This window comes from Herbidospora cretacea, from assembly GCF_001570605.1.
In the GTDB taxonomy this organism is placed as follows: Bacteria; Actinomycetota; Actinomycetes; order Streptosporangiales; family Streptosporangiaceae; genus Herbidospora; species Herbidospora cretacea.
This window is the reverse complement of sequence record NZ_BBXG01000021.1, coordinates 1-14,482: the sequence shown is the minus strand read 5'-3', so window position 1 is coordinate 14,482 and position 14,482 is coordinate 1. Positions and strand designations below refer to the sequence as shown.

Sequence of the window (14,482 nt, the reverse complement as noted above, 5' to 3'; positions counted from 1 at the left end):
GGGATGGGCCACAATTCGAGTCATGGCGACTCCTTTACGCCCGACCGATCCGCGCGTCCTGGGCGGCTACCGGCTGGAGGCGGTCCTCGGGGAAGGCGGCCAGGGCATCGTCTACCTGGGCGAGGGCCCGGCCGGCGAGCGGGTGGCGATCAAGTGGCTGCGGCCGGAGCTCGCCGCCGACCAGGAGATGGTGCGGCGCTTCCTGCGCGAGGTGAGCGCGGCCAAGCGGGTGGCCCCGTTCTGCACCGCCCAGGTCATCGACGTGGGGGCCGAGGACGCCCGGCCGTACATCGTGAGCGAGTACATCGAGGGCCAGTCGCTGGCGCAGGCGATCCCGCAGACCGGGCCGCGCACCGGCAACGCGCTCCACCGGCTGGCCATCGGCACGGCGACCGCGCTGGCGGCGATCCACCAGGCGGGGATCGTCCACCGCGACCTCAAGCCGCCGAACGTCATCCTCGGCTCCGACGGCCCGCGCGTGATCGACTTCGGCATCAGCAAGGCCCTGGGCAGCCACACGGCGCTGACCTCGACGATGATCGGCACCCCCGCCTACATGGCGCCCGAGCAGCTCGCCGGGGGCCCGATCGGACCGGCCGCCGACCTGTTCGCGTGGGCCGGCACGATCGCCTACGCCGCCAACGGCCGGGCCCCGTTCGGCAACGACACCATGCCCGCGGTGATCAACCGGGTGCTGCGCATGCAGCCCGACCTGGGCGACATCCCCCAGCCGCTGCGCGGCATCCTGCTCGACTGCCTGAACAAGAACCCGGCGCTGCGGCCGACCGCCCGCCAGGTGATCGACCGGCTGCTGGTCAGCGACCCGGCGGCGGCCCGGCCGACCGTCCCCCAGCTGCCCGCGCAGAGGCGCGGGTTCCCGACGCTGGCGGTGGTGACGGGCGCGACCGCGCTGGCGGTGATCGCCGCGATCGGCGGGGTGTGGGCCGCGACCACGAACTCCGAACCGCCGCCGGTCACGCGGTCGTCCGCACCCGTCGTGACGCCCTCTCCCAGCCCGGCGCCGGTGGTCATCGACCTCGACGACACCACCGCCGTCGCGCGGGAGTCGCCCCAGGACCCGGCCTATCTGTCGATCTTCTGGGTGAAGCGGGAGAAGTGGGACGCCTACGTCCGCGAACCCGGCAAGACGACCTTCACCCGCCACTCCCTCGCCGACGCCGCCCCCAGCCCCACCGGCGACCGCCTGGCCGGGATCCCGTGGCAGTACGACGACGACGACTCCGACACCGTCAAGATCACCCAGGTGTCGAGCGGCACGTCGGTGACCGTGAAGACCGTGGCCAAGCCGCTGACCACCAACTACGTCCACTGGTCGCCCGACGGCACCAAGGTCCTGCTGACCTCGCTGAAGAAGACCGGCGACACCACGGTCACCCAGGGCTTCGTGGTGGTCGACCCGGCCGCCGAGACCGCCGCGGTCGTCGCCGTGCCCGGACTGAAGGGCGACACCGCCTTCGCCTGGACCGGCACCGGCGACTCGGTCACCACCGTCGTCACCGACGACGACGGCCAGGCCCCCCACGTCTACGACCTGACCGGCCGCGAGCTGCGGACGCTCCCCCCGATCGGCGGCACCCTCAGCGACCCCCGCGACATGTTCAGCGAGGGCGGCGGCTCGTTCGTGGCCCGCTGCCAGGACAAGGACGTCACCTTCTGCGTCTGGGACACCGCGACCGGCGCGGTGCTCAACGAGTTCGAGTCGGGCTGCGACACCGTGCTGGGCTGGTGGGACGCCACCCACATCTTCTGCACGGCCGTCGCCGACGACGACGAGGACGCCGTGGTGGTCACCGACCTGGAAGGCGTGGAGACCCAGACCCTGATCCAGGCCACCGACGCGGCGATGGACAAGCTCTACTTCCGCTCCTCCTACCTCCACCGCCCCTGAACCCGGAAGGGGGACGATCCGTCCTAGGGGCATGACCACCTCGATTCGCGTGGCCGGAGCCATCGCGATTGCACTGCTGGCGGCGGCGTGCACGCCGGGTGCCGGCCCGTCGCCCGACCCGGTGACGCCGATCAACCTGACCACGAACATCAAGCTGGTCGCCTTCGACGACTGCGACAGCATGCTCGAAGGGCTGCGCGAGGCCGCGGTCAAGCACGCCCAGGCCTTCCAGGTGCTGCCCATGGCACGCGCGGAGGCGGCCGACTCCGCCGCCCGCGACGTCGCGAAGTCGACCGCCGCCTCCGGGAACCAGACCCACTCGTCGACCAACGTCCACGAGGCCGGGGTCGACGAGCCCGACCTGGTCAAGACCGACGGCGACCGGGTCATCACCATCAACCGCGGCGTGCTGCGCGTGATCGACGCCGAGTCGCGGCGGGTCACCGGCACGCTCAAGCTCCTCGGCGACGACCTGGGGTGGACCGAGGCCAACCTGCTGGTGTCCGGGGACCGCGCGCTGGTGCTGTTCAACCAGGGCGGCTACGCCTCGGCCACCGCCCGCGCCAAGCCCGGCTTCGAGATCCCGACCACCCCGCGCTACGTGCTGGTCGACCTGGCCGGGACCCCGAAGGTCATCGGCAGCCTGGCCCCCCTCAACGCCCAGCACGTCGACGCGCGGATGGTCGGCACGACCGTCCGGATCGTGGTGCGCGGCGAGCCGCAGGTGCCGCTGCCCGAGTACAACCCGAACATGACCCAGCAGCAGATGCTGGACGCGGTCAAGGAGACCTACCGCAGAGCGCCGCTCGACGCGTGGCTGCCCAAATACGAGATCGAGTCAGGCGGCCAGACCACGCCGGGCGCGGTGAAGTGCGAGAACGTCAGCCACCCGGCCGACTTCACCGGCCGGTCGCTGCTGACCGTGCACACCCTGGACCTGAACGGCTCCTTCGGCACGACCGACGCGATCAGCGTCGCGGCCGACGGCGACACCGTCTACGGCACCGGGACCAGCCTCTACGTGACGAGCAACCCCCTGTGGTGGGGCGGCTTCTTCCCCATGCCGATCGCGGTCGACGTCGACCCGGTGCCAGTGCCGGACGTGCCGTCGGACGCCGCCACCCCGGTGGCTCCGTCGCCCGACCCGGACATGCCGACGCAGATCCCCGACCCGGGCAAGGTCGCGCCGGACGTCCAGGCGTCGCCGACCGACGTGGAGAAGGTCGTGCCGACGGCCGAGACGGTCTCCACGCCGACCCCGTCGTCGGCGCCCCCGACGGCCGAGGTCATCACCCCCTCCCCCTCCGAGAGCGGCGACGTGGTGCCGGAGGTCGTCCAGCCGGAGCGCACCGAGATCCACCGGTTCGACGTGTCCGGCGGCGGCGTGCCCCGCTACCTGGCCTCCGGCTCGGTCCCCGGGCGGCTGCTGAACCAGTACTCCCTGTCGGAGTACGAGGACCACCTGCGCGTGGCCACCACCACCAACACCACGAAGACCTCCGAGAGCGGGGTCTACGTCCTCAAGGCCGACACCCTCGCGGCGGCGGGCCAGGTGACCGGTCTGGGCAAGGGTGAGCGGATCTACTCGGTGCGGTTCATCGGCCCGGTCGGCTACATGGTCACCTTCCGCCAGGTCGACCCGCTCTACACCCTCGACCTGCGCGACCCGCAGGTCCCGAAGGTCACCGGCGAGCTCAAGATCACCGGCTTCTCGGCCTACCTCCACCCGGCGGGCGACGGCAGGCTGATCGGCGTCGGCCAGGAGGCCAACACCAAGGGCCAGACGCAGGGCACCCAGGTGTCGCTGTTCGACGTCCGCGACCCGGGGGCCCCGGCGGTGCTGTCCCGCTACCACCAGGAGGACTCGGCCACCCAGGCCGAATGGGACCCGCACGCCTTCCTCTACTGGGCGCAGGACGGCCTCGCGCTGATCCCGCTCGCCACGTGGGGGGCCGACTACTACGACGGCTCGCAGGCGCTCGTGCTGAAGATCGGCGACACGATCGAGAAGGCCGGGGTGATCACCCACCCGAAGGCCGACCCGAACGTGCCGCTCGACCCGTCGATCAGGCGCAGCGTCATTATCGGCGACACCGTCTGGACCTTCTCCGACCTCGGCGTCAAGGTCAGCGACAAGGCCAGCCTCGCCGACCGGACCTGGATCAAGTTCTAGACCGGATCGCGATCGGGCGCGGCCACCGGGACGATCTCCGGCGCGCCGATGGTGATCGCGTCGGCCTCCTGGTCGGTGTCGGTCTCCTGGGCGGCGCGCTCGGCCTCGATCCGCTTGGTGTAGTACTCCACCTCACGTTTGACCTGGTCGTCGTCCCAGCCCAGCGGCCCCGCGAGGAGCTGGGCGACCTCCTCGGCGACGGCCAGGCCGCGGTGGAAGGTCTCGATGGAGATGTGGGTGCGCCGGCTGAGCACGTCGTTGAGGTGCCGGGCGCCCTCGTGGGTGGCGGCGTAGACGACCTCGGCCCGCAGGTGGTCGTCGGCGCCGGTCAGCGGGCGGGCCAGGCCCGGGTCCTCCTCGATGAGGGCGAGGACCTCGTCCATCATCGAGCCGTAGCGCTGGAGGAGGTGCTCGATGCGGGCGACGTGGAGCCCCGACTGCTGGGCCAGCCGGTAGCGGGAGTTCCAGCGGGCCTGGTAGCCCTCGGCCCCCGCGAGCGGGACGGTGTCGGTGCAGGAGGGCGGCACCCGCGTGGCCAGGCCGTGGACCACCGCGTCGACCGCGTCGGCGGCCATCTTCCGGTAGGTGGTGAACTTGCCGCCCGCGACCAGCACCAGCCCCGGCACCGGGTGGGCGACGACGTGTTCGCGGGAGAGCTTGGACGTCTGCTCCGACTCGCCGCGCAGCAGCGGCCGCAGGCCGGCGTACACTCCCTCGACGTCGTCTCTCGTGAGGGGCACCGCCAGGACCTCGTTGACGTGGTCGAGCACGTAGTCGATGTCGGTCCGCGAGGCGGCCGGGTGGGCCAGGTCGAGGGTCCATTCGGTGTCGGTGGTGCCGATGATCCAGTGGCGCCCCCACGGGATCACGAAAAGGACCGATTTCTCGGTACGGAGGATGATCCCGGTCAGCGAGTGGATGCGATCCCGGGGCACCAGCAGGTGGACGCCCTTCGACGCCTTCACGTGGATCTGCCCGCGCCCGCCCACGAGCTCCTGGATGTCGTCGGTCCACACCCCGGTCGCGTTGACGACCTGCTTGGCCCGGATGTCGATCTCCTCGCCGGTCTCCAGGTCACGGACCCGGACGCCGGTGACCCGCTCCCCCTCCCGGAGGAACCCGACCACCTGGGTGCGGGAGGCGACGTGGGCGCCGTAGGTCGCGGCGGTGCGCAGCATCGTCATGACGTAGCGGGCGTCGTCGACCTGGGCGTCCCAATACTGGACGGCCCCCTTGAACGCCGACTTCCGCAGCGCCGGGGCCAGCCGCAGCGCGCGGGTGCGGGACAGGTGCCGGTGCCCCGGCACGCCCCGGGTGAAGCCGAAGGAGAACCCGAGGGAGTCGTAGAGGACCAGCCCCGCGCCCACATAGGGCCGCTCCCACCCCGCGTGGGTCAGCGGGAACAGGAACGGCACCGGCCGGACCAGGTGCGGCGCGATCCGCTGCAGCAGCAGCGCCCGCTCCTGGAGGGCCTCTCTGACCAGGTCGAAGTTGAGCTGTTCGAGGTAGCGCAGCCCGCCGTGGATCAGCTTGGACGACCTCGACGAGGTGCCCGAGGCGTAGTCGCGCGCCTCCACGAGCCCCACCGACAGCCCCCGCGTGGCCGCGTCGAGCGCGACCCCCGCGCCGACCACGCCGCCGCCGACCACCACGACGTCGAGCTCCTGCGCCGCCATCTGCGACAGGGCCGCGTATCGCTCCGCCGGCCCCAGCCGCCCTGTCCCCATAAGCGCGGTCATGGGTATAACTCTCCCTTTGTACGGCTAAGCGCCTACCCGTGTCGTCCTACCCATCCTGTCAGGATCGGCAGCACGACCTCCGACCGCATGGCACTCATGTGGTCGAGCCCGTCGAGGACCCGGACCTCCCAGCCCCTCGCCTCGATCTCTTCCCGGTGCCGGAGCAGCGGCCCGGCGATGTCGACCGTGACCCCGCCCCACTTGTCGCCGTAGACGATGGCGTCCCCGGACCCGGCGAAGCACAGCCGGGGGATGTGCAACGTGACGGCCCGGTCGTCGAATTCCTGGAGCTCCTGATAGAGGGCCATGAACTGCCCGGTCTGGTCGGGACTGGCGCTCGGCGTGGAGCTGTCCCAGTCGCCCGGGGCGACGTTCTCCGCCGGCGGCTCCGGGTTCCTGGCGTACTCCCAGGCCGCCTCGGTGACGGCGAGCATCTCCCGGTAGGGGCCGTGGAGGGGCGGGTAGCCCCCCATCACCAGTTCGGTGACGCGGTCCGACCGGATCGCGAGCTGGAGCCCCATCATGGCGAGCCAGGAGTAGCCGTAGTAGGCGAAGGTCTCCGCCCCCGCCGCGTCCGCGACGGCGAGCAGGTCGCTCACCGCGTTCCCGGGCGTCAGATCCTTCTTCGGCACGGCCAGACAGTGCCCCTCGTAGTCGAACGCGATCACCGTGAACCGGCCCTTGAGCCCGTCGACCAGGTTGGACCCGAGGCCGGGCTCGCCTCCCCAGGCCCGCAGGGCCTCCGCCGCCGGCCCGTCGCCGGCGGGCCGGGGGTCGACGGGGAGCAGGAGGGCGGGCCCCTGGCCGTGGACTTCGATCTCGATCCGGGCGCCGTCGTGGAGAGTGGCGTACATCAGCGATCTCCTTATGCCGTAAGCTATTTCAGACCGACGACAATAGCTTATGCCGTAAGGAGTTGAAACGCGTGGTCGTCTACGCGGGCCAAGGTGACCCCGAGCGCACCCTGGCGCTCCTGTGGCGGACGACGTCCGACGGCCCGCCCAGACGCGGCCCCAAACCGGCCCTGACCGTCGACGCGATCCTCGAAGCGGCCATCGCCGTCGCCGACGAGTCAGGCCTCGACGGCCTCTCGATGCGCGCGGTCGGCGAACGCCTGGGCCGGACCGCGATGGCCCTCTACACCTACGTCCCGACCAAACGAGAACTCGTCGACCTCATGTACGACCACGCGCACGCCGGGCTGGTACCCGACCTCCCCAGCGGATGGCGGGACGCGGTCGAGATCTGGGCCCTGGCCGTCCACGAGCGCTATCTCCGCCACCCGTGGCTCCTCCAGGTCTCCCATGCCCGCCCGGTCCTGGGCCCCCACGAACAGACGGTCCTGGAGAAACTGCTGGAGGCCCTCCCCGACGTGGCGGTCAGAGCGACGGTGAGCGCCCTGTTCAGCCTGGTCAGAGGCTCGGCGAGGACCATCGCGGAGAGCCGCGACGCCGCCACCGGCACGGGCACCTCAGACCAGGAGTGGTGGACGGCCAGATCCGGACTGATGAGCAGCTTGGTCCCCGACTTCGCCGAGCGTTTTCCGAGGTCGGCCAATCTGCCCCCAGTCGAATGGGACAAGGCCGCCCACGAGGCTTTCACGGGCGGCCTGACCTTGCTGCTGGACGGCCTGGAGAATCAGACCAGGCGGCGGATGTCTCCGAAAGCGCGGTAGAAGCCGCCGTTGCCCGACGGGCGGATGCCCTCGACCACGTACCGGGCGCCGGGTTCGCGGATCTCGCGGGGGAACTGGACGTTCCAGTTCTCGTAGCCGGGGCTGAGGACGCGGATCCGGAGACGGCCGCCCTCGCTGAAGCACTCGACCAGCACACCGTCGCCGGTGTCGGTGGTCGTCTCGACCGTGATCGACGGCTCGACCACCGGCAGCGACGCGGCGATCTTGACGTCGCGGGGCTGCGGGACGGTGCCCTCGCGGGCCGCCGCGATGGCCTGCTCGGTCGCGTCGATGCAGGCCAGCGAGCCGTCGGTGGTCACGATGTAGAGGCGCTCGTCGAGGTACTGCATGGAGAACGCCGAGCCGTAGCCGGTCGCCAGCTTCCACAGCCGGGTCCCGTCGGCCGAGAAGCAGTAGACCGAGGAGGCGGAGTCACCGGCGAAGACGTACTGGCCGCCGGGCGAGGTCGCGCAGGAGTAGATCGCCGCGTCGCACTGGTAGACCGCCTCGACCGCGCCGTCCGACTTGGCCAGTTTGTGGACGGTACGGCTGGCCGTGCCGGCGTACACCGACTTCTCCTCCTGCCAGCCGAACAGGACGCCGTCGGCGGCCTGCCCTGGAGGTCGTAGCGGGCCACGCCGCCGGAGTGGCCGTGGTAGACGGCGTCGGAGTCGTTGCGCACCATCCAGCCGGAGCTGCCGCCGCCGGTGCGGGCCCACAGGAACTCGTCCTCGTAGTCGATCGTGGTGATCCGCCCGGAGTCGTCGGACACGCCCAAAACGCCGTCCGCGATGTCGAGCCAGTAGATGTCGACGTCGGAGGCGATCTCGTACGCCGCCCGAGGCACCTTCCCGCTCAGGTCGTAGACCTTGCCGTCGTCGCAGCCCGCGTAGATCCAGAAGTCGTCGGCGACGATGCACTTGACCCCGTCGGGCAGCTTGTACCGCCCGGTCATCTCGCCTTCGGGCGTCAGCGTGTAGACGTGCCCGGCCTGGTTGCCGACCCAGCAGCGCTCCCGGTCGACGAAGATGCCGAACGCGGCCGAGCCGCTGGCGAACCGCCACAGCACGGGGGCCTGCTTGGCGGTCGAGCGGGTGCTGGTGATCGCCCGCCGGGTGACCGCCCGGCGCTGCCGGACCCCTCGCACCGCCGGGGCGTAGCCCTTCTTGGTCTTCTCCGCGACCTTCTTCGCCGCCGCGGCCCGCGCCTTCTCCTCGGTCGGGAAGTCGGTGACCTTGACCTGCCCGTTCTCTCCGATGCGGCCGTACGTGATGGTCACCCGCGTCCCCGAGACCACGGCCTCGTAGAACTTGTGCGCCCCGCCGCCTTCCTCGGACAGCTCCAGGTACGTCATATCCCCATTTCCTCCCTTTGCTCAGTGATCGCGAGCGTAGGGGAAGACGCGGACATTTTTTCCGGTACGCATGTAGAGAACCCGCGACCGGCTCCGACTCACCGACGAGACGACAATCTGAGGAGCGGACATGCGCAAGCTGATCTACATGGTGAACACCTCGCTCGACGGCTACATCGACGGCCCCGGCGGCGCGTTCGACTGGGCCAATGTGGGCCCTGACTTCTCCGCCTTCTCCGAGGGGCTGACCGACGAGACCGACATCCTGCTCTACGGCAGGGTCGTGTACGGCTGGATGGCCTCCTACTGGCCCACCGCCGACCAGGACCCGGACGCCCACCCCCACGACATCGCCTACGCGCCCAAGTGGCGGGCCCGGCCCAAGGTCGTCGTGTCCGACACGCTGACCGAGGTGCCCGGCGACACGCGGATCGTCCGCGGCGCGTCGGTGGAGGCCGACCTGACCGCCCTGAAGAACGAGGAGGGCGGGCACATCCTGCTGACCGGCGGCAACGCCCTGGCCTCGACGCTGGCCGGCCTCGGCCTGCTCGACGAGATCGTCATGGTCGTCCACCCGGTCGTCCTGACGGGCGGCACCCCGTTCCTGAGCGGGATCAAGGACCGCCTCCGGCTGACCCTCGTCGACTCGCGGACCTGCGACGACGCGGTGATCGTCAGTCGGTACACAACTGGATAAAGTGCCGATGTGACGCACACCGAATCGGAAATAGCCTCACAACCGGCCTGCTGGGCCCGCGCCGCCGACCTCGCCGCCGACGCCCCGCTCCCCAGGCCGGGAGAACGGGTCGCCGTCGTCGGCTGCGGCACGTCCTGGTTCGTCGCCCAGTCGTACGCCGCCCTCCGGGAGGGCTCCGGCCTGGGCGAGACCGACGCGTTCGCCGCCTCGGAGTTCCCGCTGGGCCGGACCTACGACCGCGTCCTCGCGCTGACCCGCTCGGGCACGACGACCGAGGTGCTGGCCCTGCTGGGCGCCCTGGAGCTGCCGACCGTCGCGATCACCGCCGACCCGTCGACGCCCGTGATGACGGCGGCCCACGAGGTGATCGTGCTCGACTTCGCCGACGAGCGGTCGGTCGTCCAGACCCGCTTCGCCACCACCCAGCTCGCGCTGCTCCGCGCCCACCTCGGCGAGGACCTGACCGGGACGATCGAGCACGCCGAGCAGGCGCTGGCCGAGGACCTCGGCGACCTGCCGGAGGCGGAGCAGTACACCTTCCTGGGCCGGGGCTGGGCCATCGGCCTGGCCGCCGAGGGCGCGCTGAAGATGCGCGAGGCGGCGCGGGCCTGGACAGAGAGCTACCCGGCGATGGAATACCGCCACGGCCCGATCTCGATCGCCGGGCCCGGCCGGGTGACGTGGATGCTCGGCAGGCCCTCCGAACGCCTCGAAGCTGAGGTGACCGGCCACGGCGGCACGTTCGTGGGGTCGGGCCGCGACCCGATGGCCGAACTGGTGAAGATCCAGCGCGTGGCCGTCGCCCGCGCCCAGGCGCGCGGCCTCAACCCCGACGAGCCCCTCCACCTCACGAGATCGGTGATCCTTCCTTGAGCGAGACCCTCGTCAACGCCCGGGTCGTCACCGGACACGCGGTCACCGACGGCTGGCTCTCCATCGAGGAGGGCCGCATCACCCACATCGGCCACGGCGCCGCCCCCCGCGACGGCGAGTCGCTGGACCACCGCCTGGTGGTCCCCGGCTTCGTCGACATGCACGTCCACGGAGGCGGCGGCGCGGGCTACCCTGCGGGCTCGGAGGAGCAGGCCAGGCGCGCCTTCGCCTTCCACCTGTCCAGGGGCACGACCACCGCCGTCGCCAGCCTGGTCACCGCCCCGCTGGAGGCGCTGCGCGCGGCGGCCGGCATGCTGGCCGGGCTCTGCGCCGAGGGCCTGCTGGCCGGGGTCCACTTCGAGGGCCCGTACATCTCGGCGGCCCGGTGCGGCGCCCACCGCCCGGGGCTGCTCCGCACCCCCTCGGTGAGCGAGTTCACCGACCTGATCGAGGCGGCCCAGGGCCACGCCCGCATGTTCACCGTGGCCCCCGAGCTCCCCGGCGCGCTGGCCGCCATCGACGCCTGCGCAGAGTCGGGCGTGATCGCCGCCATCGGCCACACCGACGCCACCTACGACGAGGCCCGCGCCGCCATCGACGCCGGAGCCACCGTCGCCACCCACCTGTTCAACGCCATGCGCCCCCTGGGCCACCGCGACCCCGGCCCGATCACCGCCGCCCTGGAGGACGAACGCGTGACGGTGGAGCTGATCAACGACGGCTTCCACCTCCACGAGGCGGTCATCGACCTGGCCCTCCGCTCGGCGAAGGGCGGCGTGGCCTTCATCACCGACGCCATGGACGCGGCCGGCATGCCCGACGGCGACTACGACCTGGGCCCCATGAAGGTCGAGGTCAGAAACGGCGAAGCCCGCCTGGAGGGCGGCGGCTCCATCGCCGGGAGCACCCTGACCATGGACAAGGCCTTCCGCCGAGGCGTCCGGCTCAACGGCCTGACCCTGAGCCAGGCCACCGAGGTGACCTCCCTCAACCCGGCCAGAGCCCTGGGCCTCGACGCCGAGGTCGGCTCCATCGCCGTCGGCAAACGCGCCGACCTGGTCGTCCTGAACGACGACCTGGAGGTCCACCGCGTGATGCGCCAGGGCGAGTGGGTCTGAAAACGGGGCGCCGGGAAAGCTCCCGGCGCCCCGTCCCAGAACGGTCTTACGGCTGCGGCGGGGCCACCACGACCTCGACGCGCTGGAACTCCTTGATGTCGGAGTAGCCCGACGTCGCCATGGTCCGCTTCAGCGCGCCCATCAGGTTCATCGACCCGTCGGCCACCGACGACGGACCGTGGAGGATCTCGGCCAGCGTCCCTATGGTCCCGAACTCCACGCGACGTCCGCGGGGCAGATCAGGGTGGTGCGCCTCGGAGCCCCAGTGGAACCCGCGCCCGGGGGCCTCGGCCGCGCGGGCCAGCGGCGAGCCGACCATGACCGCGTCGGCGCCGCAGGCGATGGCCTTGGCGATGTCGCCCGAGCCGCCCATGCCGCCGTCGGCGATGACGTGGACGTAGCGCCCGCCGGATTCGTCCATGTAGTCACGGCGCGCCGCCGCGACGTCGGAGACCGCGGTCGCCATCGGCACCACGACGCCCAGCACGTTGCGGGTCGTGTGGGACGCGCCGCCGCCGAACCCGACCAGGACGCCGGCCGCGCCGGTCCGCATCAGGTGGAGCGCCGCCGTGTAGGTGGCGCAGCCGCCCACGATCACCGGGACGTCGAGCTCGTAGATGAACTGCTTCAGGTTCAGCGGCTCGGCCCGGCCCGACACGTGTTCGGCCGAGACGGTCGTGCCGCGGATCACGAAGATGTCGACGCCCGCGTCGATCACGGCCTTGTGGTGCTGGACCGTGCGCTGCGGGGACAGCCGCACCGCGGTCGTCACCCCGGCCGCGCGGATCTCCTCGATGCGGCGGCCGATCAGCTCGTCTTGGATCGGCGCGGTGTAGATCTCCTGGAGCCGCCGGGTCGCGGCGGCCGCGCCGAGTTCGGCGACCTCGTCGAGCAGCGGCTGCGGGTCGTCGTAGCGGGTCCACAGGCCTTCGAGGTCGAGGACGCCCAGGCCGCCGAGCCTGCCGATCTCGATCGCCGTGCGGGGCGAGACGACGCTGTCCATCGGGCTGACGACGAGCGGCAGGTCGAACCGGTAGGCGTCGATCTGCCAGGAGATCGACACCTCCTCGGGGTCGCGGGTGCGCCGCGAGGGGACGATGCCGATCTCGTCGAGGGCGTAGGCGCGCCGCCCGGTCTTGCCGCGCCCGATCTCCACCTGTGTCATGTGTGTTCCTGTTGCTCGAAGAGGTCAGCGACGGTGGTAGTTCGGAGCCTCCACCGTCATCTGGATGTCGTGGGGGTGGCTCTCCTTCAGACCGGCCGCGGTGATCGGCATGAGCTGGCCGTTGTCGCGGAGCTCGGCGATGGTGCGCGACCCCGTGTACCACATGCCCTGCCTGACGCCTCCGACCAACTGGTGGGCCACGGCGGCGACCGGGCCGCGGTAGGGGACCTGGCCCTCGATGCCCTCGGGGATGTACTTGTCGTCGCCGCTCACGGCGTCCTGCGCGTAGCGGTCCTTGGAGAAGGACTGCCCGCCGCGCTCGCGGTTGCGGACGGCGCCGAGCGAGCCCATGCCCCGGTAGGACTTGAACTGCTTGCCGTTGATGAAGATCAGCTCGCCCGGGGACTCCTCACAGCCCGCGAGCAGGGAGCCGAGCATGACCGCGTCGGCCCCGGCCGCGATGGCCTTGGCGATGTCGCCGCTGTACTGGAGGCCGCCGTCGCCGATCAGCGGCACGCCCGCGGGACCGGCCGCGAGCGAGGCCTCGTGGATGGCGGTGACCTGCGGGGCGCCGACACCGGCGACCACGCGGGTGGTGCAGATGGAGCCCGGCCCGACGCCGACCTTGACGGCGTCGGCCCCCGCGTCGATGAGCGCCTGGGCGCCCGCGCGGGTGGCGATGTTGCCGCCGACGACCTGGACGGCGGTGTTGGCCTTCAGCTTGGCGATCATGTCGCCGATGCCCTTGGAGTGGCCGTGGGCGACGTCGACGACGATCACGTCGGCCCCGGCGTCGATGAGCGTCCGGGCGCGCTCCTCGGCGTCGCCGCCGACACCGACCGCCGCGCCGACCACGAGGCGGCCGTCGGGGTCCTTGGTGGCCAGCGGGTATTGCTCGCTCTTGGTGAAGTCTTTGACCGTAATCAGGCCCTGGAGACGGCCCCGGTCGTCGACGAGGGGCAGCTTCTCGACCTTGTGGGTGCGCAGCAGCCGGAACGCCTCGTCGCGGGAGACCCCGACCGGGGCGGTGACCAGCGGCATCTTGGTCATCACGTCGCGGACGCGCTGGGAGTGGTCGGTCTCATAGCGCATGTCGCGGTTGGTGACGATGCCGACGAGCACGCCCTCGGCGTCGGTGACCGGCGCGCCGGAGATCCGGTAGGTGGCGCAGAGCTTCTCGACGTCGGCGAGCGTGTCGTCGGGCGAGCAGGTGACCGGGTTGGTGACCATGCCGGCCTCGGAGCGCTTCACGAGGTCGACCTGGCGGGCCTGGTCGTCGATCGACAGGTTGCGGTGGAGGATGCCGACGCCGCCCTGGCGGGCCATCGCCACCGCCATGCGCGCCTCGGTCACGGTGTCCATCGCGGCGCTGATCAGCGGGATCTTCAGCGTGATCCCGCGCGTGAGCCGGGTGCCGGTGTCAGCGTCTCCTGGCTGCAGGTCCGAGTATGCGGGCACCAACAGCACGTCGTCGTACGTGAGCCCTTGTTCGGTGAATCTGGCCATGGCGTCCGCGAACCCCCTCCGGCGGCAAAGAAGACCTCGTCAGGCCTCCGGGCCAGTCTAGGGCCCCTGTCTGATGGCGCGTGTCTGACGGCGCGTGCTCCGCACGCGCAGGCCCGAGCGCTCTTGGCCGGGCACAGCATGACCAGACCTGGATGGATGGTCTGGCGTGGATCCGTGGCGACGGCTGCGGCCAGACTTGTCCGTCGGCGACCGGGGGCGGGAGCGGGCGGTCGGCGCCGGGTGCGAGCGGGACCGGCGGCGGCGGTCGGGGGC

12 protein-coding genes are annotated in these 14,482 nt (G+C 71.5%); 6 read left to right on the top strand and 6 right to left on the bottom strand.

What is annotated here, in order from left to right; genetic code table 11:
• The first annotated feature begins 22 nt into the window (after nt 1–22).
• Both AW270_RS30780 and AW270_RS30775 read left to right on the top strand, forming a co-directional pair.
• On the top strand, nt 23–1,909 hold the full coding sequence (locus tag AW270_RS30780; RefSeq protein WP_061299636.1) for a serine/threonine-protein kinase: 1,887 nt from the start codon (nt 23–25) through the stop codon (nt 1,907–1,909).
• A gap of 31 nt (nt 1,910–1,940) precedes the next feature.
• Nucleotides 1,941–4,082 carry a beta-propeller domain-containing protein gene (locus AW270_RS30775; RefSeq protein WP_061299635.1) on the top strand — a complete coding sequence of 714 codons (2,142 nt, stop codon included), beginning with the start codon at nt 1,941–1,943 and terminating at the stop codon, nt 4,080–4,082.
• Here the strand turns inward: AW270_RS30775 and AW270_RS30770 are convergent.
• Nucleotides 4,079–5,821 carry a glycerol-3-phosphate dehydrogenase/oxidase gene (locus AW270_RS30770; protein ID WP_082801949.1) on the bottom strand — a complete coding sequence of 581 codons (1,743 nt, stop codon included), beginning with the start codon at nt 5,819–5,821 and terminating at the stop codon, nt 4,079–4,081. The genes AW270_RS30775 and AW270_RS30770 overlap by 4 nt on opposite strands.
• A gap of 32 nt (nt 5,822–5,853) precedes the next feature.
• On the bottom strand, nt 5,854–6,675 hold the full coding sequence (locus AW270_RS30765) for an alpha/beta fold hydrolase (protein WP_061299633.1): 822 nt from the start codon (nt 6,673–6,675) through the stop codon (nt 5,854–5,856).
• Nucleotides 6,676–6,746: 71 nt separating this feature from the next.
• On the opposite strand from AW270_RS30765, the gene AW270_RS30760 reads away from it, so the two are divergent.
• Nucleotides 6,747–7,496 (top strand): TetR/AcrR family transcriptional regulator, encoded by a 750-nt coding sequence (locus AW270_RS30760; protein WP_061299632.1) that lies wholly within the window; start codon nt 6,747–6,749, stop codon nt 7,494–7,496.
• On the opposite strand, the gene AW270_RS42340 is transcribed toward AW270_RS30760, so the two are convergent.
• Nucleotides 7,460–7,846, bottom strand: coding sequence for a hypothetical protein (locus tag AW270_RS42340; RefSeq protein WP_245674934.1), 387 nt, complete (start codon nt 7,844–7,846; stop codon nt 7,460–7,462). The two genes, AW270_RS30760 and AW270_RS42340, sit on opposite strands and share 37 nt — an antisense overlap.
• The gene (locus AW270_RS42335; protein ID WP_245674933.1) at nt 7,813–8,850 is read right to left on the bottom strand and encodes a WGR domain-containing protein; all 1,038 of its coding nucleotides are present in this window, start codon (nt 8,848–8,850) and stop codon (nt 7,813–7,815) included. Before AW270_RS42335 ends, AW270_RS42340 begins: the two co-directional genes overlap by 34 nt.
• A 130-nt stretch (nt 8,851–8,980) precedes the next feature.
• Here AW270_RS42335 and AW270_RS30750 point away from each other — a divergent pair, with 130 nt between their 5' ends.
• Genes AW270_RS30750 through nagA form a run of 3 tightly spaced genes read left to right on the top strand, consistent with a single transcriptional unit; the run spans nt 8,981 to nt 11,538 of the window.
• The gene (locus tag AW270_RS30750) at nt 8,981–9,547 is read left to right on the top strand and encodes a dihydrofolate reductase family protein (RefSeq protein ID WP_061299631.1); all 567 of its coding nucleotides are present in this window, start codon (nt 8,981–8,983) and stop codon (nt 9,545–9,547) included.
• Nucleotides 9,548–9,556: 9 nt separating this feature from the next.
• Nucleotides 9,557–10,420: an SIS domain-containing protein gene (locus AW270_RS30745; RefSeq protein ID WP_061299630.1), complete on the top strand. Its 864-nt coding sequence runs from the start codon at nt 9,557–9,559 to the stop codon at nt 10,418–10,420.
• Nucleotides 10,417–11,538: an N-acetylglucosamine-6-phosphate deacetylase gene (gene nagA / locus AW270_RS30740; protein ID WP_082801948.1), complete on the top strand. Its 1,122-nt coding sequence runs from the start codon at nt 10,417–10,419 to the stop codon at nt 11,536–11,538. The genes AW270_RS30745 and nagA overlap by 4 nt, the downstream gene beginning before the upstream one ends.
• Before the next feature lie 46 nt (nt 11,539–11,584).
• Here nagA and AW270_RS30735 read toward each other — a convergent pair whose 3' ends face one another.
• Together AW270_RS30735 and guaB are read right to left on the bottom strand one after the other, a co-directional pair.
• The gene (locus AW270_RS30735) at nt 11,585–12,703 is read right to left on the bottom strand and encodes a GuaB3 family IMP dehydrogenase-related protein (protein ID WP_174549905.1); all 1,119 of its coding nucleotides are present in this window, start codon (nt 12,701–12,703) and stop codon (nt 11,585–11,587) included.
• Between the two features lie 24 nt (nt 12,704–12,727).
• Nucleotides 12,728–14,209, bottom strand: coding sequence for an IMP dehydrogenase (gene guaB, locus AW270_RS30730; RefSeq protein WP_061299628.1), 1,482 nt, complete (start codon nt 14,207–14,209; stop codon nt 12,728–12,730).
• Between the last annotated feature and the right edge of the window lie 273 nt (nt 14,210–14,482).